The 22908-nt window shown below is 36.9% G+C and carries 18 protein-coding genes and 2 pseudogenes; 18 read left to right on the top strand and 2 right to left on the bottom strand.

Annotated elements, in window-relative coordinates; translation table 11 throughout:
* Window positions 1–134 precede the first annotated feature (134 nt).
* The 4 genes from ACSBRB_RS06465 to ACSBRB_RS06450 all read left to right on the top strand — a co-directional run bounded on the left by ACSBRB_RS06465 (window position 135) and on the right by ACSBRB_RS06450 (window position 3173).
* The gene (locus ACSBRB_RS06465) at window positions 135–1670 is read left to right on the top strand and encodes a BCCT family transporter (protein ID WP_435032119.1); all 1536 of its coding nucleotides are present in this window, start codon (window positions 135–137) and stop codon (window positions 1668–1670) included.
* Window positions 1671–1834: 164 nt separating this feature from the next.
* Window positions 1835–2371, top strand: coding sequence for an alkaline shock response membrane anchor protein AmaP (gene amaP, locus ACSBRB_RS06460; RefSeq protein WP_435032118.1), 537 nt, complete (start codon window positions 1835–1837; stop codon window positions 2369–2371).
* A 12-nt stretch (window positions 2372–2383) separates the two neighbouring features.
* A complete protein-coding gene (locus ACSBRB_RS06455; RefSeq protein WP_059107601.1) occupies window positions 2384–2623 on the top strand; it encodes a DUF2273 domain-containing protein in 240 nt (79 codons plus the stop codon).
* 49 nt (window positions 2624–2672) lie between these two features.
* Window positions 2673–3173: an Asp23/Gls24 family envelope stress response protein gene (locus tag ACSBRB_RS06450; protein WP_435032117.1), complete on the top strand. Its 501-nt coding sequence runs from the start codon at window positions 2673–2675 to the stop codon at window positions 3171–3173.
* Between the two features lie 147 nt (window positions 3174–3320).
* On the opposite strand, the gene ACSBRB_RS06445 is transcribed toward ACSBRB_RS06450, so the two are convergent.
* On the bottom strand, window positions 3321–5282 hold the full coding sequence (locus ACSBRB_RS06445) for an IucA/IucC family protein (protein WP_435032116.1): 1962 nt from the start codon (window positions 5280–5282) through the stop codon (window positions 3321–3323).
* A 152-nt stretch (window positions 5283–5434) separates the two neighbouring features.
* Between ACSBRB_RS06445 and ACSBRB_RS06440 the strand changes: the two are divergent.
* The 7 genes and pseudogenes from ACSBRB_RS06440 to ACSBRB_RS06410 all read left to right on the top strand — a co-directional run bounded on the left by ACSBRB_RS06440 (window position 5435) and on the right by ACSBRB_RS06410 (window position 14083).
* Window positions 5435–6574, top strand: a pseudogene (locus tag ACSBRB_RS06440) (MFS transporter).
* Window positions 6564–8318: pseudogene (locus ACSBRB_RS06435) on the top strand (IucA/IucC family protein). Before ACSBRB_RS06440 ends, ACSBRB_RS06435 begins: the two co-directional pseudogenes overlap by 11 nt.
* A gap of 4 nt (window positions 8319–8322) precedes the next feature.
* Window positions 8323–9396: an alanine racemase gene (locus ACSBRB_RS06430; protein WP_435032115.1), complete on the top strand. Its 1074-nt coding sequence runs from the start codon at window positions 8323–8325 to the stop codon at window positions 9394–9396.
* A gap of 78 nt (window positions 9397–9474) precedes the next feature.
* On the top strand, window positions 9475–10488 hold the full coding sequence (locus tag ACSBRB_RS06425) for an ABC transporter substrate-binding protein (protein WP_435032114.1): 1014 nt from the start codon (window positions 9475–9477) through the stop codon (window positions 10486–10488).
* 13 nt (window positions 10489–10501) lie between these two features.
* Window positions 10502–11530, top strand: coding sequence for a FecCD family ABC transporter permease (locus ACSBRB_RS06420; RefSeq protein WP_435032113.1), 1029 nt, complete (start codon window positions 10502–10504; stop codon window positions 11528–11530).
* Complete coding sequence (locus tag ACSBRB_RS06415; protein ID WP_059107609.1) at window positions 11527–12489, top strand: FecCD family ABC transporter permease; 963 nt, start codon at window positions 11527–11529, stop codon at window positions 12487–12489. The genes ACSBRB_RS06420 and ACSBRB_RS06415 overlap by 4 nt, the downstream gene beginning before the upstream one ends.
* A gap of 220 nt (window positions 12490–12709) precedes the next feature.
* Complete coding sequence (locus ACSBRB_RS06410) at window positions 12710–14083, top strand: YjiH family protein (protein ID WP_435032112.1); 1374 nt, start codon at window positions 12710–12712, stop codon at window positions 14081–14083.
* A 219-nt stretch (window positions 14084–14302) separates the two neighbouring features.
* Here the strand turns inward: ACSBRB_RS06410 and ACSBRB_RS06405 are convergent, their stop codons facing one another.
* Window positions 14303–14563, bottom strand: a complete 261-nt coding sequence (locus ACSBRB_RS06405) for a SunI/YnzG family protein (protein WP_435032111.1) — start codon at window positions 14561–14563, stop codon at window positions 14303–14305.
* A 174-nt stretch (window positions 14564–14737) separates the two neighbouring features.
* On the opposite strand from ACSBRB_RS06405, the gene ACSBRB_RS06400 reads away from it, so the two are divergent.
* From ACSBRB_RS06400 to ACSBRB_RS06370, 7 genes are all read left to right on the top strand, one after another.
* The gene (locus ACSBRB_RS06400; protein WP_435032110.1) at window positions 14738–15244 is read left to right on the top strand and encodes a metal-dependent hydrolase; all 507 of its coding nucleotides are present in this window, start codon (window positions 14738–14740) and stop codon (window positions 15242–15244) included.
* Between the two features lie 336 nt (window positions 15245–15580).
* Window positions 15581–16705 carry a UTP--glucose-1-phosphate uridylyltransferase gene (locus ACSBRB_RS06395; protein WP_435032343.1) on the top strand — a complete coding sequence of 375 codons (1125 nt, stop codon included), beginning with the start codon at window positions 15581–15583 and terminating at the stop codon, window positions 16703–16705.
* Window positions 16706–16720: 15 nt separating this feature from the next.
* Window positions 16721–17410 (top strand): PAQR family membrane homeostasis protein TrhA, encoded by a 690-nt coding sequence (gene trhA, locus ACSBRB_RS06390; RefSeq protein WP_435032109.1) that lies wholly within the window; start codon window positions 16721–16723, stop codon window positions 17408–17410.
* A gap of 247 nt (window positions 17411–17657) precedes the next feature.
* Entirely contained in the window at window positions 17658–19019 is a 1362-nt protein-coding gene (sdrM, locus tag ACSBRB_RS06385; protein ID WP_435032108.1) for a multidrug efflux MFS transporter SdrM, read from the top strand.
* Between the two features lie 72 nt (window positions 19020–19091).
* Window positions 19092–19544, top strand: coding sequence for a SepA family multidrug efflux transporter (locus ACSBRB_RS06380; protein WP_435032107.1), 453 nt, complete (start codon window positions 19092–19094; stop codon window positions 19542–19544).
* 80 nt (window positions 19545–19624) lie between these two features.
* Window positions 19625–21070 carry an MDR family MFS transporter gene (locus ACSBRB_RS06375; protein ID WP_435032106.1) on the top strand — a complete coding sequence of 482 codons (1446 nt, stop codon included), beginning with the start codon at window positions 19625–19627 and terminating at the stop codon, window positions 21068–21070.
* Between the two features lie 200 nt (window positions 21071–21270).
* Window positions 21271–22335, top strand: coding sequence for an Mrp/NBP35 family ATP-binding protein (locus ACSBRB_RS06370; protein ID WP_435032104.1), 1065 nt, complete (start codon window positions 21271–21273; stop codon window positions 22333–22335).
* The last annotated feature ends 573 nt before the right edge of the window (window positions 22336–22908 follow it).

Genomic DNA, 22908 nt, shown 5'->3' with positions numbered 1-22908 from the left:
TTGTATAAAATTAATTAAATATACCAAAGTTGTGCACTGTTAAATTGTGAGGGTACAAAAAGTAAGTATATATGATTGATAATACTTAGATAGGGTATGTGTTTTATATCAATTTACAGGGGGTGTATTTTGACATGCGGAAAAATAAATTAACAGTCGTATTTTGGATTGCCTTAATTATTTGTACGCTGTTCGTTGTTTATGGGGCACTATTTCCAAAACAACTTGAGGCGGTTACAACAGAAGTAACCTCATTTATCGCCGTACATTTCGGTTGGTATTATTTATTACTTGTACTAGTTATTTTAATCGTTTGTGTCTATTTATTATTCTCTAGATATTCATCCATCACGTTAGGTAAAGAAGGGGAAGATCCTGAGTTTTCTTTACCTTCATGGTTCGCGATGTTATTTAGTGCAGGTATGGGGATCGGATTAGTATTTTGGACCACTGCAGAACCGATTAGTCATGCGTTTACGCAGACACCTATACATAAAGCAGGTACACAAACAGCCATCAATGAAGCCATGCAATTTTCTTTCTTCCATTGGGGTGTACATGCATGGGCTGTGTATGGCATTGTTGCACTCGTATTTGCTTATTTCAGTTTCCATAAAGGATATAAAGGTTTAGTAAGTGCGACCCTTGTTCCTATCTTTGGGAAAAAAGCGATGGCTGGCCCAATCGGCGGTGCAATCGATGTACTCGCAATTATTGCGACAGTAACAGGTGTTGCAGCAACATTAGGCTTTGGTGCATTACAAATTAATGAAGGATTGAACTTCTTATTCAACGTTCCTTCTAACTTTGGTGTTCAAGTCATCATCATTATTATCGCTACAGCACTATTTACATGGTCAGCTTGGTCAGGGATCAATAATGGGATAAAAAATTTAAGTAACATCAATATGTTCTTAGCTTTCTTAGTACTCATTGCACTATTCTTTGTAGGACCTACACTCGAAATTTTAAATACATTTACAAACAGTCTAGGTAGTTACATTGCAAACTTCTTTGATATGAGTTTACGTATCCCACATGATGACGATAAATTCCAATGGCTCCAAGACTGGACGATATTCTACTGGGCATGGTGGATTTCTTGGGCACCATTCGTAGGTATCTTTATCGCACGTGTATCACGTGGTAGAACGATCAAAGAGTTTATCCTAGGTGTATTATTCGTGCCTGCACTCGTATGCTTCTTCTTCTTTGCAGTGTTCGGTGCTTCAGCAATCTTCTTACAACAAAACGGTATTGCTGATATTGCAAAAGAAGCGACAGAAACAGCGACGTTTGCGACATTAGAACATTTCCCACTTGGCACGGTATTGAGCATTATTACGCTCGTTGTCATCATGATTTTCTTCGTAACGTCTGCCGACTCAGCCACATATGTATTAGGTATGTTGAGTTCTAAAGGTGATATCAATCCACGTTCATTTGTCAAAGTGAGCTGGGGTATTATCCTCGCATTATTTGCGATGATCATGATATACACAGGTGGTACGCAATCCATACAAAACCTATTGATTATTGCGGCGTTGCCATTCTCAGTCGTCATTATTCTGATGATCTGGGCACTGTTTAAAGCACTTGGTTTTGAAAAACCGCGTTACAAACAGAAAAAGCGCAAGAGTGAACCACTCAACGACAGTAAATCGGAATAAATATGTTATTTGAGTAGTATAACGAAATGAGTTTAGTAGTGGCTTAATGTATTTAAAAGAATATTTTAAAAAAATTGAATGAATCATGTTTCTGAAAATTTAAAGTGGGGTATGTACAAATGTGAAAACATTATTATTTAAGCGCATAGGAGGTGTTGTACGAGGTGAAACGACTTAAAAACTTAATCCTAGGTTTATTAATAGTTGCGATTGTTGGATTCCTATTGTTCATGTACATTGACGATTCACGAATCTCTCAATACCAAGATTACTTCTTGCAATTCAACTGGTTTGAACCATTATTAATCGGTTTATCCATACTATTAATACTCATAGGAATTATATTAGTATTGAGCTTGTTTAAACCTACGTATCGCAAACCTGGACTTTATAAAGATTTTGATGATGGACATATTTACGTTTCACGCAGAGCAGTTGAAAAAGCAGCATACGACACAGTGGCTAAATATGATAACATCAGACAACCTAACGTTGTTGCAAAACTTTATAACAAGAAAAAGAACTCTTCCATATCATTGAAAGTCGATTTCTTTGTTCCTGGTGATGTACAAATCAAATCGTTAACGGAACAAATCCGCAACGATGTGAAACAAAATGTTGAGTACTTTGCAGAAATTCCAGTGAAAAAACTAGAGGTTAATGTTAGAGATCAAAAAGCCTCAGGTCAACGCGTGTTGTAAGGGAGGGTAATTATGGCTAACAATAATAACCAAAACGAACAAGATAACACTCAAGAATTGGTAGAAATGTTAAAAGATTATAAATGGCGTATTATTGGATTCTTAGCGTTTCTTATTATCGCTATTTTATTCTTTACATTAGGATTCTGGAAAACAATCTTACTTATTGTTTTATGTTTAATCGGTATAGGTATCGGGTATACTAAAGACCGGAAACAAGATTTCTTAAACTTCTTGAATCGATGGAGTTAGTAAGTAGTAAGATTTCAAAATAAAAATTGATTAAAAAGGAGAATGTATTATGGCAGTAGATAACAACAAAGCAAAACAAGATTACAATAACCAAACTGGAGTTAATGAACAAGAAAAACAAGACAGAAAAGAACAACAAGAAAATCAATTCGACAGCAAATTAACTTTCTCTGACGAAGTTGTAGAAAAAATCGCTGGCATTGCAGCTCGCGAAGTTAAAGGTATCTTAGAAATGAAAGGCGGCTTTGTCGACAGCATTTCTAATTCATTTAGCTCAGGCAACAACGTAACACAAGGTGTTAGCGTTGAAGTTGGCGAAAAACAAGCTGCTGTAGACTTAAAAGTTATCTTAGAATATGGTGAATCTGCACCTAAAATTTTCCGTAAAGTAAAAGATATCGTTAAAGAACAAGTTAAATACATCACTGGCTTAGAAGTTGTAGAAGTTAACATGCAAGTCGAAGATGTAATGACTAAAAAAGAATGGGCACAAAAAAATGAAAAAAACTCAAACGATAACCAAGACAACTCAAACAAAAACTTACAATAATTGAGTGAATCTTGCACACGTTTGATGTATAAATAAAAAAGGAGTCGATTGGAACTGTGTGGGTTTCAATCGACTCCTTTTTTATACATATTAAAGAAGACGAGCACCTCATTCAGGCGCTCGTCTTTTTACATTATCAACTCATCATTATTCATGAGATGAATCATGTAATGGATTGTTGACTTTAATGTACGTATATACATCCGCTTCATCAATCAAACGCATCGTTGTTACACATTTATAATCGATATGTGCCGCAAACATTGTACGTTCAATCTCATCTAAACGTGCTTGTTGTGTCGGCATGGTTTCGCGAATATTTCTTAATTGTGTAACCATCACGTCTTTGATTGTATCCCAAATGGTATCTTCTAAGCCGTCTATATCAAAGGCTTTTGCTGCTGTTAAGACGAGTTCACCTAAGTGATTTTGGACTGTAGAATAGAATGCTTTGTTGAATACGGTATGTGATGACTCTGTTAAGATCAATGATTTCTCATGGAAATGACTTGTATCATAACCCATTTGATTGAGTTGAGGCGCTTCGATACGTAACCCTTCAAAATCACGGATGTACATATGGTTGAAACGTCCATCTTTTTTGACGGTTACAATTGAATTTTGTAGATGTGCTTCCATTGCGATACCATATTTGACAAATAATGGTACGACAAGGCCGAGTAATGCTTCGGCATAATCTTTAAACCATCGTGTAATGGCGTCAGTCGGATGTTCAGCATCATATTGAGCTATAAATGTTTTTAAAATCGTAACGATAGGTGCTTCATCATTGAACGGATAACGCGCGACTAAACTAGAAGGAATCATAGGAATATCGTCATCTTCAATTAATTGATAAATATTATCTCGATAGAGTGTGCCTAACTGTTCACTGCGTTGAACTTGTGTTTCAGATGAATCACTGTCATTGTAAAAATGAGCCCCTGCACGTTCATCAATCGTGCTCGCACTCAAATCTTGGAATAGTGCATCGTTCGCTAATATATCATTTAGAATACGTGTCACTTGTGGGCCAGTGTAGGTTGTTTGCTCAGAGAGTGTGCGTATTTCACCTGTAATATGAACATTTGTAGAAAGTTTAATATGCGGGGTACGTTTAGGATATTTAGGCATTAATGTTCTAAATGATAGCCCTGCAAAGTAATCGAGTTGATAGCTTAAAGGCACGATTGCACCGCTGTATAACTCAGCCTGATATTCATTTAATAAAATGTGATCATATTGCCAAGGATGTACGATCATCACAATATAATCATTAATATGTGATGCGCCTACTGCATTTTCAGCTGCTTCTTTGAGCCCTTCAAAAAGGTCATAGACAATCGTATTATAGTCCTCATTTAATCCTTGGAGACGTGTTAAATCACGACGTACGAGAATAAATTGCATCTCTATAGGTTGAGCAAACTCAGAAGAGTAAGCAATTACTGTATCGGGGGACATGCCTTTATGTAACTTAGCGCCCGGATGAAGCGGGTGGCCTTCGACGACTGCTTGTTCTGAACGTAAATAACTATCTTCTGCTTGCTTGATTAATTGCCATAGTGGTGCAGATTCGTCTTTCATGGTTAACGTTTGATAACTCAATGCAAGCGCCAAGTTCGCGATACTATTATCCATGTCTTCACTAAATTGTTGACTCGCTGCGTTATCTAATTCTGGATCTGCTTCAAGAATAAAATTTAATACTTGATTTGGGTGTAATAATCGTTCTGTTTGTTGTTCAGTTGAAATATAGAAAGGGCCTTCAACATCGATGCGATCAAAAGCATGTTGACCTGTGATAGGTGCATAAAGGGTAACCGCACTGTGAGGGAATTCTATCGCTAAAATATCACGATGTTCTGTATTTAAACGTTGAGGCAGCGCATCATTAGTCACGATCTGACTGTGATCACGACTCCCTACGAGATTTTCTCTATGTATAGAGGTAATTAAGCGCTGTGAAATCTTGTCACGACTCGTTAAAATCTGCTGTTTAAAATGATCAGCCCACGTAAGGTGGTGTTGTGTTAAATAATCAAGTGCTGCTTGTTCTTCAGTAGTTAAAACGAGTGGGAAGTCATTTATATTTATTTGGTTACTCATATAACACCTCGGATAATTATTTTACAAAAAGATATAATATTTGTATAATCTATAATAACGTTATTGATAATGGTTATCAATAGGTGCATAGGAGGATTATAATGGCAAAATATTTTTTTCCAAGTTCATTTTTACTATTTCTTGGAAATTAGATTGGCCAAATTACATTAAATTGGTATGTGTTTACCCTTTACCATAATGCGGTTCACTTAGCATTAATTAATTTCTTTCGGTTAATACCAATTTTATTCATCAGTGTTTGAGCAGGGAAAATAACTGATAAGTATAATAGAGGGACGCTCTTAAGGACTACTATTACTTCTTCATTTTCTCTTACTGCGATTTTAACAGTATTAATCTTCAGTTTTGGTAAACTTCCTATCGCCGTCTTTGTCGTATACTCTATCGGACGTGGGATACTTAGTGCAGTGGAAACACCGGTTAGACAAGCTGTGCTGCCAGATATTTCCGATAAACTGTCGATTGCTCAAGCAGTCTTATACCATTCATTTATCATCAATATCTGCCGTTCAATCGGACCGGCTATAGCTGGATTTGTCATTGCGTCATTTAGCTCCAAATATGGATTTTTACTTCAAAGTATTTGTTATGGGATTTCTATCTTATTCTGTCTCAAATTAGTGTTTGAACATCAAACACCGGATAATGAAGATGATGATAATAGCAAATTCACACTTAAAGTCGTTTTTGATTATCTCAGATCGAATACGAATAGTAGACGGATCGTCATTACTTCGTTTGTCATTATGGCAACTGGATTTTGTTACACTACATTACTACCCGTTCTGACAGATTACAATTTCCCTGATCAGGCACAAATCTTTGGTATTGCCATGACATTTAGTGCAGTAGGGGGCATTTTAGCAACAGTAATCATTCCACATGTACTTAAACATTTTTCTGTAACAGCAACGTATTACTTGAGTTCGTTACTCTTTGGTGTGGCATTAATCGGCACCATCATCGCAAACTCAATTATGTTGTTTATTGTGTTATTCTTTATTGGCTTATTTAGCCAGTGGTCAAGAACGACAAATCGTATTTATTTCCAATATGATGTCGATCCGAAAAACCGAGGTAAAATCCTCAGTGTCATCATGATGGATAGAGGGATGATCCCGTTAGGTGCGATGGTACTGAGTGTGCTCTCAGAAACTGTAGGTATTGTCTACACATTCGTAACGATGGGACTCATTACACTGATTGTATCCATTGTGTTTGGACTATTAAGTAGAAAGACAAATGACGGAGGTCGTAGCTATGAATCATAAGATAGGCCAGCTTGCAGATCGTAATCAACAATATCGCATTTTAAATGCTGTGCTCAAAGAGCGATTATATGACGAAGACACCATCGTGAGTGATGAAGCAGATTACTGTGCCTTACAATATCATGCACATTACTTAACGGTTAATATTGCACGTAAATCAGCCATGTCGAGATATGTTTTTTCTGGGCCAATTCAATATGAATATCAACAACAGATGACAGAGGTTGAATCGGTAGAACAGTTACTCGATATCTTAAATGATCAATTTAATATACCTATTTCTACACGTTTACGTGAGGAATTGATCGCAGGACGAGATGGTTTTAAATTGAGCTATGAACAGTTTGAAACCCGTAGCGCAAACATTCAACAAAGTATGAAGTTCTCACGCATGCCAGTTGCGTTGAACTTTTTTACATGGCTTTCGCATATGGGTGAAACTGGACAGCAAGATCCGTTACTTTATTCCGAAAGCTTAGTAACAGAAGGGCATCCGACCCATCCATTATCTAAGACGAAGTTACCACTAACAGAAGCCGAGATACGCGCTTATGCACCTGAGTTTGAACAGGTTATTCCACTTAAAGTGATGCTCATTCATTAACAAGCTGCGCACGTGACCTCTGTAACAGGTGATGAACAATTTCTCATCAATGAAGTGATACCTGAATATCGACATAAGTTACGCGCGTATTTAGAACCCTTAGGACTCAAATTGAAAGACTATTACGCGATACTCGTTCATCCTTGGCAATATGAACATACGATTACATCGATGTAACAAGCGTGGATCGAAGCAAGTAAATTAATTCCTACACCATATACGGTGGATGCACATGCGACGTTATCATTTAGAACGATGGATCTCATTAGAAAGCCATTCCATGTGAAGTTACCAGTGAATGTACAAGCGACGAGTGCCATTCGTACAGTAGGACCAGTCACAACAGTTGATGGACCCAATTTAAGTTACACATTGCAAGATATTTTAGCGCAAAGTAATGACGTTCAAGTTGCACAAGAGCCTTACGGTATATATGCAGAAGCGGATGAAGAAGAAGCGAAACACTTGTCTAATATCGTTCGAGAAAAACCTGTCATACGTGCAAATGGCATGTCTATCGTTACTGCGAGCTTAGTGAATCGTAACCCAGTGGACAATCGCATCATTGCCGATAGTTACTTGGAATGGACAGGTGGAGGCATCACTAATAAAACGATTAAACATTTCATTCGAGCCTATGCTACAGCGCTCATTCCACCTTTAATCGATTATATCCAAACATGTGGGATTGCGTTAGAAGCACATATGCAAAACACCATCGTCAACCTAGATCAGAACTTCGATATGAAATTTATGATTAGAGATTTAGGTGGTGCTCGAATTGATTTATCAACCTTACAACAACGCCGTTCTGGTATTGAAGTGACCAATCAAAGCCTATTAGCATCAGATATTGATGCAGTCATTCAAAAATTCCAACATGCAGTGGTACAAAATCAATTTGCTGAACTGATTCATCATTTTAGTCAGTATGATGAGGTCACTGAAGAAACCTTGTATGGTATCGTCAAACAAGTGATTGAAGATAGTATCGATGATGCGAAACCACACGCAGAAGCATTAAGACGTATCTTATTTGGCCCAACTATTACGGTCAAAGCATTGATGCGAATGAGAATGGAAAGTAAAGTTAAACAATATTTAACGATTGTATTAGATAATCCAATCAGAGAGGTGTGAAAATTTGGCACAGATTCATATCAATTTGTCCAAAATACAATATAATGCCAATGTGTTAAGACAATTGTTAGCGACGCATCACGTTCAATTCACGCCTGTGATTAAATGTATTGCGGGTGATTCCAAAATCATCCGTGCGTTGAATCAATTGGGATTCACGCACTTTGCGGATGCACGCTTAGAAAATATAAATAAAGCAAAAGAAGTTGAAGCGGCCAATACGTTTACGTTAATTCGTGCACCACACCTTCAAGAGTTAGAACAAGTCGTGTTAAATACAACCATGAGTATTCAAACTGAGTTAACAACAATACGTCAATTAAACGACGTAGCCAAATCTCTCAACCAGAAACATCAAATCATGTTAATGGTTGATTGGAAAGATGCTAGAGAAGGTGTACTGACATATGATATCGTAGATTATGTTCAGGAAATTTTGCATCTCAGTCATATCTGTTTGAGAGGCATCGCCTTTAACTTTATGTGTTTCAATGAGATTCCACCGTCAGAATCGGATATAGAGCTGATTAATCGTTTTGTTACGTCAGTAGAAAAAGAAACACATTATCGTTTTGGTATCTTTTCAGGTGGCAATTCGAGCATGATCCCTCAAATGATGTATAACGATTTGGGACGCATTAATGATTTGCGCGTAGGGGAGTCATTGTTCCGTGGTGTAGATACCACTTCTAACGTACCGATTCCTTTACTCTATCAAGATGCAATCACGTTAGAAACGAGTATCATTGAAATTAAACCACGTATTGAAGTGAATAGTGGCAGACAATATTTACAAGCAATCGTAGATATAGGTAAGTTGGATACTGAGGTAAAAGATGTTTATCCTTTAGGCCATGATGTCGATGTGTTAGGAGCAACGAGTGACCACTTGATGATTGATTTGAAAAATCACGACCAGTATCAAGTGGGTGATACCATCACCTTTAGACTGGGCTACAATGCACTTGCACAAACGATGTATATTAATCAGATGGAGAAAATATATCAAAACGATAAAGCCATCGATTTACTCAATAAACATTTTAATGTATGTGAACTAAATAAAGCTCGAAAATAATATAATATTCTAATTGACAATGATATTCATTATCGCTATACTTATCATGAAAGCGATACATATTAAGGAGTGAAGGTTATGAAGAAAAATTTAAAATTTTTCGGTATTTTGCTTTTAGCCTTATCATTAGTACTTGTAACTGCATGTGGTAATGGTAATGACGGTAAATCATCAGATTCTGATAATGATAAAGAATCTAAAGATACAGTAACAATTAAGACAAAAGATGGTACAACAGAAGTTAAGAAAAACCCTAAACGTGTTGTAGCACTTGAGTTCTCATTTGTGGATTCATTAGCAGCATTAGGTATTAAACCAGTCGGTGTTGCAGATGATGACGATAAATCTCGTATCTTAGAACCAATTCGTGACAAAATTGGTGATTACACATCAGTCGGTGCACGTAAACAACCAAGTTTAGAAAAAATCAGTGATTTAAATCCAGATTTAATCATCGCTGATAACAACCGTCACAAAGGCATCAAAAAAGATTTAGAAAAAATTGCACCAACCCTAGTGCTTCCAAGTTTTGACAGTGACTACAAAGAAAACTTAGACGCTTTCGAAACAATTGCTAAAGCAGTAGGTAAAGAAAAAGAAGGTCAAGAACGCCTTGACGAACACAACGATAAAATAGACAAATACAAAAAAGAAATTAAGTTAGATAAAGATGACCCTGTACTTGCAGCAGTTGCTTCTAAATCAGGTTTACTTGGTCACCCTGAAAGTTCTTATGTGGGCCAATTCTTAAAAGAACTTGGTTTCAATAACGCCTTAGATAAAACAGAAACTGAAAACTTATCTAAATATCTCCAAGGACCTTACTTACAAATCAATGAAGAAGTCCTTTCTGATATCGATCCTGGTCGTATGTTCATCATGGTAGATAAAGGCGACGACGATCCTGACTACAAAAAACAAACTGAAAGCAAAGTTTGGCAAGATTTAGATGCTGTTAAAAATGACCGTGTTAACACAGTAGATCGTAATACTTGGGCACGTGCTCGTGGATTGATATCTTCAGAAGAAATCGCTAAAGAATTAGTAGAGATTTCTAAAGAAAACAATGAAGATAGCGGTCAACAAAAATAAGGTGACTTGATCTATGGGACATAAAAATAAGCAAGATTTACAATTGAAAAAACAATCAAGCACGCGCATCACACTCACTTTTATAGTGAGTGTATGCGTTCTTTTTTTAACAGCTTTCTTAAGTTTAGTATTAGGTTCTTCATCTATTTCTAGTCGTGATGTGATTGATTATATTTTGCAAGGCACTGATACCAAACAAACCTTTATTATCCATAATGTACGTATGCCGCGTATGATTGGTGCGATTGTCATCGGGGCGGCGCTCGGTCTCGCAGGGCTACTCATGCAGATCATGACACGCAACCCACTCGCATCACCACAAATATTTGGGATTAACGCAGGGGCATCGTTTGTGATAGTCCTTATTACGATGCTTGTTCCGGCGCTTGCACCATGGGATACATTATTCGCATTTGTCGGAGCATTTCTAGGTGGCTTAGTGGTCTACCTGTTATCAGGATCTACAAAAGCCATTACGCCTGTGAAGCTTGCATTAGCAGGGATGGCCATCCATCTCTTCTTCTCAAGTTTAACAGAAGGGATCATCTTACTTAACGAAGATTCAACAACGAGAGTCATGTTCTGGTTGGTTGGTTCACTTTCTACATTAAAATGGACTGCTGTATTGAGCATTATCCCATGGCTGATTCTCGCATTCTTCGTAACGATTTTAATGTCACGTCAGTTATCTATCTTAGAACTGGGTGATACGATGGCACGTGGTCTAGGACAAAATGTTACGTTTATTCGTATTATCATCGGTCTCCTCGTTGTGATATTAGCTGGTAGTTCGGCTTCTATAGCAGGTCCGATTGGGTTCGTTGGATTAATCGTACCGCATCTCGTTAAGCACTATGTACCACGTAATTACATGTATAGCGTACCGTTAACGATGATTATCGGTGCTGATTTGTTACTCGTATCAGATGTGTTGAGTCGTTATATCACTTATCCATTTGAATCACCTGTAGGGATCGTTACTGCATTTCTCGGTGCAACATACTTCTTATTTATTACAGTTAGAGGGGTGAGACAAGAATGAATAGACATCTAACGATGAAGTACACCATCGCAGTCATCCTACTCATCGTAGCTGCGTTCGCGAGTTTATCTGTAGGTACAGTCTTTTTAACACCTTCACATATTTTAAGTCATATTTTTACGTTAGATGATTTTATTTTGACTGAGTATCGTTTACCTCGGATGTTACTTGGATTTATCGTAGGGGTGAGCTTAGCCGTCTCAGGTGCGTTGATTCAAGGTGTGGTTAAAAATGAACTTGCGTCTCCAGATGTCATCGGTATTACAAAAGGGGCGAGCTTAACTGCGGTTATCGTCATCATGTTATTCCCTTCAGCACCACTCTTTTTACTACCGTTTAGTTCATTCATTGGTGCACTCATCATCAGTATTTTCTTAACTATACTCATTTCAAAATTTAACGTTAAGGGCTCAAGACTAGCACTGATCGGATTAGCCATTGGTGCAATTTGTACGGCCATTGTTCAATTTTTACTCATACGTAACCCTATGGATGCGAATACCGCACTTGTATGGTTAACAGGAAGTCTTTATGGTCATGACTTAGCTGACGTAGGTATTGTGCTACCATGGTTTATTATCGTCTTACCGTTTATCATTTACTTTAGTCGAAAACTAGATATCCTCGCACTAGGGGATGACGTTGCGACAGGATTAGGTGCCAAAGTACAAGGTATTAAAATGTTACTCCTATTCCTTGCTGTCGTGCTCGCTGGTTCTTCGATTGCTGTCGTTGGGGGATTGAGTTTCCTTGGACTTATATCACCACACATTGCGAGATCAATCGTCGGACACAAATATATTCATGTCATATGCATGTCAGGTTTGGTAGGTGCGATTATCCTATTGATCAGTGATAGCTTATCTCGTGGTATTCATCCACCACTTGATATTCCAGTCGGTGTAATCGTTGCAATCGTTGGGGTTCCTTACTTCTTATTCTTACTCAGAAAAATGTAAGTTTAAAAATGAGATTAGCTATTGCATTTGCAAACGCTTTCATATAAAGTGAAATAAATGATAAACGCCATTATAAGTTAAATAATTCACAATAAATGTAGGATGACACAAATTTAATATAAGCCGCGAATTTACATAATTATACATAATGAGTTATAATTATGGCTATATTATTAAACGCGGTTATATTCCTGTGTAGCCACCTGAGAGGTGTATGTAAATGAATAACTATTCTAAGAGCGAGATTATCAAAGGGCGTATTAAATTCATCACCATGTCTTTACTCGGTATCATTTTGTTTTTAACGCCTGTACCGGTTGTAGAAGATGGAGAAAAGCAAGCCACTTTACCGGTTGCATATCTCGCCAATTTACTTAAAAATGCGATAGGCGACGGGATGCCTATCATTATATTAGCAATTGTCACAGTGTCCGGAATATTAACGTTAGTCTGTTCAACGATTTTAAAGGATAAAATCAAACCCAACTCTTTAATGGAGAGCGCTTTTAAAGTCAACTGGGTTTGGCTCATCTTAAGATTACTTGCTGTTGTCTTTGCATGGATGGTTTACTTTAAATTAGGTACAGAGGTCATCTACTCCGAAGATACAGGTGGCTTAGTATTTTCAAGTTTATTACCAACTTTAGTGACTGTATTCTTATTTGCAGCATTATTTTTACCGTTATTAATGGAATACGGATTATTGGAATTACTTGGACCGATTTTCAGACCAATTATGAGACCTTTGTTTACCTTACCGGGCCGTTCAACGGTTGATAACTTAGCTTCATTCATCGGTGATGGCACAGTAGGGGTACTTATTACGAGTAAACAATATACAGGTGGCTTTTATTCAAGACGTGAAGCGACAGTCATTGCGACGACGTTTAGTGTGGTATCTTTAACATTTGCAATCGTCGTGGCTGATACAGTGCATATGAGTAATCACTTCTTTTATTTCTACTTAACGGTGATTGTTTCATGTATTGTTTGTGCAGTGATATTACCTCGTATTTGGCCATTGAATAAAGTGCCTGATGAATATGCGAAAGATGTACCTGAAGAAGCGAGAACAGAGAAACTGCCTGAAGGTAAATCTGCTATGAAACATGGCTTTGAACAAGCGACAGAACAAGGGATTAAAGCACCAGGTATTGTTGAGTTCTTTAAATCAGGATTGAAAACGGTTGTAGACATGTGGTTCGTTATTCTTCCTGTCGTTATGAGTATCGGTACCATTGCGACGATCATTGCAAACTACACACCAATATTTATGTGGATTGGTAAACCGTTTGTACCATTCCTTGAATTACTGCAAGTACCAGAAGCAGCTAGAGCATCAGAAACCGTACTCATTGGTTTTGCGGATATGTTCTTACCATCGATTTTGATTGATGGTGTGAACAATGAAATTACTTACTTTATCGTAGGTGCGTTAAGTATTACGCAGCTCATCTACTTATCTGAAGTGGGGGGCGTGATTCTAGGTTCTAAAATACCTGTAAGCATCTTTAGACTATTCGTGATTTTCTTAGTCAGAACGATTATCGCATTACCAATCATTTCACTTATGGCTCATCTATACTTCGGTTAATAGAGATACATGTTTTGATATTTTTATAGTGAAATAAGATTAACTAAGCAGCTGAGTCTAAGAAATTGAATGATTCTGCTAATAAAATAAGAAACAGGCTGAGGTCAAATGTATGCGACCTCAGCCTGTTTGAGCATTGTTATAATCTTGTGTGCATATAATAAAGCCGCTAGACTTTCGTATTCTACGAAGGTTTAGCGGCTTTATCTATGTGTAACGTTATTTTGTTAATTCGTTGTATACTTTTTGATCATTATGTGTATAAATAATGTATTCATGGTTGTCAGTATCGATGATGACACGGTTTGTTTTACCGAAAGTTGAGCCGATACGTGATACTTTACTTGCATCTAAATCCGGTACGGCATGGATGTCTTGATCTTGTGAGATGTTTTTAATTTGGTTAGTTGGAATTTTAATATCAGCAACTCGCCATTGAATATTTACTTCGTTTTCATTTTTCTTAACTGTCATTGCCATATATGAACACATCCTTAAAATATTTTGTGCCCTCATCATATAACAATGTGCAATCGTTTTCAAGCATTATGTGATACTTTTTTAATATGTGCTATACTCAATCTATACGAAAGTATGTTCGCGTTTTTAGTTAGAATGTGCTAGAATATGGGCATTACATAAAGGAGTAATATTATGATTGGTAAGACACATGCAACGTGCGGGTTACTGATTGGGACATTATGTACAGATTATTATCAAACCGACTTGTTCACTTCAATCACGGTCATTATTTTAGCCGTTATGGCAAGTTTACTACCTGATATATGTCATACGAAAAGTAAATTCGGGCGGCGGTTTAAAGTCGTGAGTTGGATCGTACGTATTTTATTTGGACATAGGACATTTACCCACTCACTCATATTCATGGTATTAATAGCTATTTTATTATATTTTATACAAACACCTATACCTTATTTTACTGTGATTATCCTTGCGATGTTGTCACATGTTATACTTGATATGTTGACACCCCGAGGCGTGAAGTTCTTATATCCGTTGCCGATAACGATTCGCTTTCCAATTCATTTTAAAACGGGTGGTATGGTTGATTTGTCGCTAGCTTCAGCTTTATTCATCGGTGCGATTTATGTACTTTTTCAGCCTTATATTGTACGTATTGTTGATTATATAGTAAATTAAATGGAGAATATGATATATCCTTATAACGCTTCACAGTATAGAAAAGTGAACAGCGTACATAGTAAGTATTAAATTTTGGGGTAGTAAATAAGGAAAACATTCGACGTTCATGATGAATATGTAAAGGTTATTGCTGGCTCGTGTTGATTAAAGAAACTGATATCGAGCTAAAATAAGTGGTCATCGTTGAACGTGAATCATACCGTTTCCTATATATATAAATGGGACAAAGCACGAACAAAAGTTAATTCTTTGAATATTAAGGAGAGAATTACATTGAATAATAAAGAATTAGAGAAATATAATCAGCATCATCTTATAGAATTTAAGAAGTTAATGAGTACGAACGAAAAAGAAGAACTCGAAGAAAAACTTAAAACGTTAGATCTCGAAGCCATCCATAATCTTTATCAAGATTTATATGTGAATAAAGAAAAAATGTCGGAAGTACCAGATGTACAAGAAATTAATTATGAAGTCAAAAGAGACAAGTCAGATGAAGACATAGAGCGATATGAAAAGATTGGTCTAGAAGCGATAGAAAAAGGAAAATTCGCGGTGGTTTTATTAGCTGGAGGTCAAGGGACACGTCTAGGTTTCAAAGGTCCAAAAGGAACGTTCGAAATTGAAGAAACGAGTTTGTTTGAACTCCAAGCCAAACAACTCCTTCAATTGAAAGAACTGACTGGTCAGCCCGTCGATTGGTATATCATGACGAGTGATATCAATCAGCGAGAAACAGAATTGTACTTTGAAGAAAAAGATTACTTTGGCTATGACGCTTCACACATTCATTTCTTCAATCAAGAAAACATGGTTGCGTTAAATGAAGAAGGCAGACTTGTTTTAGATCAAGATAGTAATATTCTTGAAATTCCAAACGGTAACGGTGGTGTTTTTAAAGCGTTGGATGACGCCGGTTATTTAGAACAAATGGAAGACAATGGGGTAGAGTACATTTTCTTAAATAACGTCGATAATGTGCTCGTCAAAGTGTTAGATTTAATGTTTGCAGGATTTACATACCACCATAGTAAAGACGTGACAACAAAATCAATCGAACCAAATGAAGGAGAGAGTGTAGGCAGACTCGTAAGCAAAGATGAAAAAGATACAGTGCTCGAATATTCTGAGCTAGAAGAAGCAACAGCGAACCAATTCCATAACGCAAATATTGGTATTCATGCCTTTAAACTTTCCTTTATTAGAAAAGTGGTCAATGAACCGTTGTCATATCACTTGGCTGTTAAAACAATGAAACAATTAGATGATGATTTTGGTGTGATCGAAAGACCTACATTGAAATTCGAACTTTTTTATTTCGATATTTTCCAATGCGCATCAAGCTTTATCACACTCCAAGTCGATAGAGAAGAAGAGTTTTCACCACTCAAGAATAAAGAAGGTAAAGATAGCGTCGAAACAGCAACAGCTGATCTAAAACGCATGAATTTAATCTAAAGATGGAGGTTGTTTATGAGCCATGCCCAAGGTGTGAATAATAAGAAGCATATCGTACATTCGTTTAAAGAAATCATTCCGTTATCTTTTGGAGAAGAAATCGGGAATGCAGTTTCACACGGCGCAGCAGCATTTTTAGCGTTGTGTGCACTGCCCTATGCGGCCGTCTACAGCTTTATCCATGGGGGCGCAATGGCATCCATTAGTGTATCCATCTTTGTGATCAGTATCTTTATGATGTTTATTACATCGACGGTTTATCACTCAATGGCGAATCAATCAGCGCATAAATACATCTTAAGGATCCTTGATCACAGCATGATTTATATAGCAATCTCCGGGACATATACACCGGTGTGTATGATTGTTGTTGGTGGCTGGATCGGATGGGGCACCATGATATTACTGTGGGGGATTACGATATGGGGTATTTTATATAAAGCATTATCGAAAAATGTTAACCCTAAATTGAGCCTCGTCATGTATCTAGTTATGGGCTGGATAGGTGTGCTATTTGTGCCTATTATTATTAGAGATACGTCATTTGCTTTTATACTATTTATCGTACTCGGTGGCGTGGCGTATACCATAGGGGCGTGGTTCTATGCACAAAAACATAAACCGTATTTCCACATGATATGGCACTTGTTTATTATCGGTGCTTCTATATGTCATTTTATCGCTATCGTTTATTTCATCTATTAACCTACAGAATGAAGGTGTAGGGGGTTAGATCAACCCCTGAAGCGGTAAATACTGTTGTATAGTGATATGTGGCGCAATGAGGAATGATGCAATGAGACTGGGACAGGAGAAACGTCGCAGTCTTTTATCATTTCAATTAAATCCATATACATATAAAAATGGTCTGATAGATTTGATATGATCCATGAGAGCTTCCGTACAAAAACCATATATACAGATAATGATGTTAGAGGAGGTTATACATAACATGACGAATAGACTCGGGTTAAAAGAGATAGGGATTGTTACTGCACTTGTATTAAGCATGTTTATGGCAGCGATTGAGTCTTCTATTGTGTCGTTAGCCATTCCAACGATTAGCGATGATTTGCATGTGAAAGGCTCAGTTTCACTTATTTTCTCTGTCTATTTCATTGCAATCGTTATTGCGACGCCTATAGTAGGTGAATTGTTAGAACGCACGAAAATTATCTATCTATCAGTTATTGGATTGATCTTATTTACGATAGGGAGCTTGTTTTCTGGCTTGAGTCCAACTTTCACGATATTGATCATTTCACGCTTCCTTCAAGGGTTAGGTGCAGGTGTTTTGATGGCGCTCGGACAGATTGTGCCTAAACTGGCATTTGAAATTCCTCTCAGATACAAAGTGATGGGTATTGTCGGTAGTGTATGGGGTATAGCTAGTATTATCGGACCACTCCTTGGTGGTGGCATTTTAGAATTTGCGACTTGGCATTGGCTTTTTTTTGTCAATGTACCTATTGCGATGCTCGCATTGATTCTTGTTTTTGCGACGTTCCATTTTGAAAATGAATCTACCACAGCAGAATCAAAACTAGATATGCGTGGTATGATGTTATTCTATCTTATGATTGCATGCTTCTTGTTTGCGGTCATGAATCAGATACACTTGGTAATCAATGTTATAGCATTGATACTCATGTTCGTGGTCGGATATATTTTATATCGCTTTGAACATCGTCAGACTAAACCCTTTATACCGGTTGTTGAATTTAACAAAACAGCGACTTTAATATTTTTCACTGATTTTTGTTATGCTTTCATGTTGATGGGTTATAACTTATATATGCATGTGTATCTTCAGGAGGAAATCGGATTATCTCCACTTCAAAGTGGTCTCACCGTCTTTCCACTCTCATTCGCATGGCTCATTTTAAATATGACGCTCGACAAGATAGAGGTTCATTTTACACGCAAAGGGATTTATATCTTTGCATTCACACTGCTTTATGTATGTGGGGCACTCGTATTTATCGGTGCAACAGCGCCATTATTTATCGCGTTGAGTTTATTATTGGCAGGCTTTAGCTTTGGTACGATTTATACGAAAGACAGTGTGATTATACAAGAAGAATCTTCAGAGGCGAACATGAAGCGGATGATGTCTCTCTATGCCCTCACAAAAAGTTTAGGCAGCTCGGTAGGTGCTACAGTTATGGGCTATATCTATACACTTTCTGTCGTATTTACGTCTTCAGAAATACAAAATATCGTATTAATGACGTTCATTATGCTTACATTATTGATCGTGTTATGGCTGATTCGTTTCAAACATACGGGTATATTTAGTAACACGGAAAGATGATGTTATCCTTAAGATAAGATTATTAGTACACAGTGAAATCATAAATATATAAATTGGGAGGTTAAATAAGCAGTGAAATATGTCAGATATATTTTAACAAGATTTATTGTACTCTCAATTTTTATTTTATCCGGTGCCACATTCCTCGTGTTTCTTGGTTTTGGTTTATACGGGTTAAGTAGAATCTTACTGTATTTAAATTTAGCAGATTTCACCTATGATAAAGGCTTTTTTAATAATTTAGTTTATTATGGCAGCTATATTATCTTAGGGTATTTCGTGCTATTTTTCGTTGAACATACAATGGACTTTTTACGTAAAAAGGTGCCCAATAACGCGTATTTTAATGGGATGACGTATCATTTAATTTCTTGTGGTATCACTGTATTACTCTTTTATAGCATCGTACATATACATTTTACGAATATTAAAATCGACTTTTGGGTCGTTATGTTGATTGTTGTGGTGCTCTATGTATGTAAAGAAGTGTTCTATCCAGACGGTGAAAATTTAAACAAAAAATAAAATATTATAGGCAATATATTTGCTTTGATGTACGTGCTTTGGTTTAATAATGTGTTACTACAACTAAAGGAAGTGGCTTCATGTCTGAAAGCGTCGTTCCAAAATCAACGAAAATGATGATTGTCGTAACTATGTTAATTAGTGCTTTCATGGCAATCTTAAATCAAACATTATTAAATACAGCCTTACCCTCAATCATGGAAGGCTTAAATATTACAGAGAATACATCTCAATGGTTAGTTACCGGTTTTATGTTAGTCAATGGTGTGATGATACCGTTGACTGCATTTTTAATTGAGCGAATTAAAACAAGACCGTTATACCTCATGGCTATGGGAATCTTTTTAGTGGGTTCCATCATCGCGGCACTGTCCCCGAACTTCGGTTTATTAATGTTTGCGCGTGTCGTTCAAGCGATGGGTGCAGGGATTATCATGCCACTCATGCAGTTCACTTTGTTCATGCTTTTCCCGAAAGGTGAACGTGGTTTTGCGATGGGATTAGCTGGATTAGTCATTCAGTTTGCACCTGCGATCGGTCCAACGATTTCAGGATTTGTGGTGGATATCGCAAGTTGGAGAGTACCGTTCTTCATCATCGTAGCCGTGGCTTCTGTTGTCTTTATTTTTGGAATGAGACACATAGAAAGTTACAACGAAACTAAAGATACGAAACTAGATATTCGTTCTGTGATTTATTCAACATTAGGATTCGGGTTAATGTTATATGCATTTAGTAGTGCAGGTAGCGTCGGTTTTTCACATCCAATCGTCATTATTGCACTTATCGTCAGCTTGTTTATCATCGCCGCATTTATTCGTCGTCAATTAACAATTCCGAACCCTTTATTGAATTTAGTCGTATTTAAAAATAAAGTGTTTGCGTTAACCACTATTTCAACCATGCTAGTCATGTTATCAATGGTCGGCCCAGCATTGATTATTCCGATTTACGTCCAACATGTATTAGGTTTATCTGCGTTGTTGTCAGGTTTAGTGATCATGCCCGGGGCGTTACTTAATGGGATGATGTCGGTCGTTACAGGTAAAATTTTTGATAACTATGGGGTGAAACCACTCATTTTAGTTGGTTTCACGATGTTAATCACATTTACTGTTGCGCTATGTTTCTTACGTGCCGATACACCTTATTGGTATTTACTTGTGATTTACACATTAAGAATGGTATCAATATCGTTCATCATGATGCCGTTAAATACAGCGGGTATCAATGCGTTATCGAATGAAAATATTTCTCATGGAACAGCTATCGGTAACTTTGCTCGTGTGACTGCAGGCTCATTAGGTACAGCGTTAATGGTTACATTAATGACGATTGGTTCAGAATTATTTAAACCAGATCCCAATCAGCATGCGAGCGCGACAATGGTAGAACGCCAAGCTACTGCGAATGGTGTAGACCTGTCATTTATGGTCGTTTCAGTATTAGTGACCATAGCATTTATCGTCGCATTATTTATTAAAGAACAACGCAGCCCGAAACAACCCAACGCACGCGAACTATGAATTATTTGTGGTACGTATCTGTAATTTTAAAATAAAAAGGCTAAACGGCTCTGATAATAGAGAAGTTTGCTCATGTAGTCATTGAGCTAACTTCTTTTTTTGTATTATAATAAAACGTATACTATCTTTAAAAGTAAGTGAAAGAAGAGCGAAATTTACGATTATTGATAAATAATAAGCATAACTGAGGGGGATTCGTCGTGTTATCGATAGAAGAAGTAAAAGAATTATTAGGTGAGATCAAAGATCCAATTATCGATGCACCACTAAAAGAAACAAACGGTATCGTTAATGTTTCCATAAAAGAAGAAATCGATCATGTCAGCGTAAAACTTGCGATGGCACAACTTGGAGGAAAACCTCAACTCGATTTACAAATGGCTGTTGTTCAAAAATTAAAAGATAATGGGGCACATACAGTAGGTATCCGTTTTGAAGAATTACCACCGAGCGTGATTGAAAAATATAGAGGTCCACAAAAGAAAAAACCTCAAACAATCGAAGGGTTACTCTCTAAAGATAATCCAGTAGAATTTATCGCTATCGCCTCTGGTAAAGGTGGGGTAGGTAAATCTACTGTAGCGGTTAACCTTGCCGTATCATTAGCAAGAGAAGGTAAAAAAGTAGGATTGGTAGATGCTGATATTTATGGATTCAGTGTCCCAGATATGATGGGCATCGATGTCAAACCAGGAGTAGAAGGTAAAGAAATTATTCCTGTAGAACGTCACGGTGTTAAAGTCATTTCTATGGCATTCTTTGTAGAGGAAAATGCACCGGTTATTTGGCGTGGTCCTATGTTAGGAAAAATGCTTAACAATTTCTTTGTAGAAGTGAGATGGGGAGAATTAGACTACTTAATTCTTGATTTACCACCTGGTACAGGTGATGTAGCGCTAGACGTACATACGATGTTACCTTCAAGTAAAGAATTAATTGTAACAACACCGCATCCGACAGCTGCATTTGTCGCTGCTCGTGCTGGGGCGATGGCCAAACATACAGAGCATTCTATTTTAGGTGTTATTGAAAATATGTCTTACTTTGAAAGCAAAGAAACAGGTAACAAAGAATATGTATTCGGTAAAGGTGGCGGTGCGAAACTCGCTCAAGAACTCGGTACCGATCTATTAGGCGAGTTACCTTTAGAACAACCTTCATGGGACCCTAAAGACTTTTCTCCTTCAATCTATCAACCTGATGATCGTTTAGGTAAAATCTATCAATCTATGGCGCAACAAATTATAGATAAAACGAGTAAATAATACTATCTAAAGTATAAAGTAATATGAATGTGTAAATCATCCATTTTTAAACGCACAAAAATTAGATTTTTTGTGCGTTTTCTCTTGCATTTTAGAGATAAGATGGTAGAATAATATTTTGTGAGCAAAACAGATAAAACTTCAGAATACTGTTTTGCACATTAAGTAAAAAAGAGTATTGACAAAGGGTTAGAGAGTTGATATGATATAGCATGTCGTTTTTAAACGGCGATGCATTATTAAATAATAATTATAAAGTGTAAAAGTTATACTTGATAATTTTTGATTAATAATTTATCATTATTAAAGTATTGTTAATTGATTGTTAAGAACATAAAGTTTTTGTTGACATGACATAAACGATGTGTTAAAATGAATTAGCGATTTCTTGAAGAAATGAACATTGAAAACTGAATGACGATATGTCAACGTTAATTCCAATAAACAACGATTCAATCGTTGATTGAACAAGTGTTGAAGAAACACATTTAGCAAATATGAGCTAATCAAACATCATATATTTTATATGGAGAGTTTGATCCTGGCTCAGGATGAACGCTGGCGGCGTGCCTA

Source organism: Staphylococcus auricularis (assembly GCF_051172115.1).
GTDB lineage: Bacteria > Bacillota > Bacilli > Staphylococcales > Staphylococcaceae > Staphylococcus > Staphylococcus auricularis_A.
Note: the sequence above shows the minus strand (reverse complement) of the source record. Positions and strands in the feature narration are given on the sequence as shown.

Excerpts from the sequence above, each read along its gene's own strand:
- ACSBRB_RS06465 (WP_435032119.1), top strand. The coding sequence starts at position 135 with ATGCGGAAAAATAAATTAACAGTCGTATTTTGGATTGCCTTAATTATT.
- ACSBRB_RS06455 (WP_059107601.1), top strand. The coding sequence starts at position 2,384 with ATGGCTAACAATAATAACCAAAACGAACAAGATAACACTCAAGAATTG.
- ACSBRB_RS06450 (WP_435032117.1), top strand. The coding sequence starts at position 2,673 with ATGGCAGTAGATAACAACAAAGCAAAACAAGATTACAATAACCAAACT.
- ACSBRB_RS06445 (WP_435032116.1), bottom strand. The coding sequence starts at position 5,282 with ATGAGTAACCAAATAAATATAAATGACTTCCCACTCGTTTTAACTACT.
- ACSBRB_RS06425 (WP_435032114.1), top strand. The coding sequence starts at position 9,475 with ATGAAGAAAAATTTAAAATTTTTCGGTATTTTGCTTTTAGCCTTATCA.
- ACSBRB_RS06420 (WP_435032113.1), top strand. The coding sequence starts at position 10,502 with ATGGGACATAAAAATAAGCAAGATTTACAATTGAAAAAACAATCAAGC.
- ACSBRB_RS06415 (WP_059107609.1), top strand. The coding sequence starts at position 11,527 with ATGAATAGACATCTAACGATGAAGTACACCATCGCAGTCATCCTACTC.
- ACSBRB_RS06410 (WP_435032112.1), top strand. The coding sequence starts at position 12,710 with ATGAATAACTATTCTAAGAGCGAGATTATCAAAGGGCGTATTAAATTC.
- ACSBRB_RS06405 (WP_435032111.1), bottom strand. The coding sequence starts at position 14,563 with ATGGCAATGACAGTTAAGAAAAATGAAAACGAAGTAAATATTCAATGG.
- ACSBRB_RS06400 (WP_435032110.1), top strand. The coding sequence starts at position 14,738 with ATGATTGGTAAGACACATGCAACGTGCGGGTTACTGATTGGGACATTA.
- ACSBRB_RS06395 (WP_435032343.1), top strand. The coding sequence starts at position 15,581 with ATGAGTACGAACGAAAAAGAAGAACTCGAAGAAAAACTTAAAACGTTA.
- trhA (WP_435032109.1), top strand. The coding sequence starts at position 16,721 with ATGAGCCATGCCCAAGGTGTGAATAATAAGAAGCATATCGTACATTCG.
- sdrM (WP_435032108.1), top strand. The coding sequence starts at position 17,658 with ATGACGAATAGACTCGGGTTAAAAGAGATAGGGATTGTTACTGCACTT.
- ACSBRB_RS06375 (WP_435032106.1), top strand. The coding sequence starts at position 19,625 with ATGTCTGAAAGCGTCGTTCCAAAATCAACGAAAATGATGATTGTCGTA.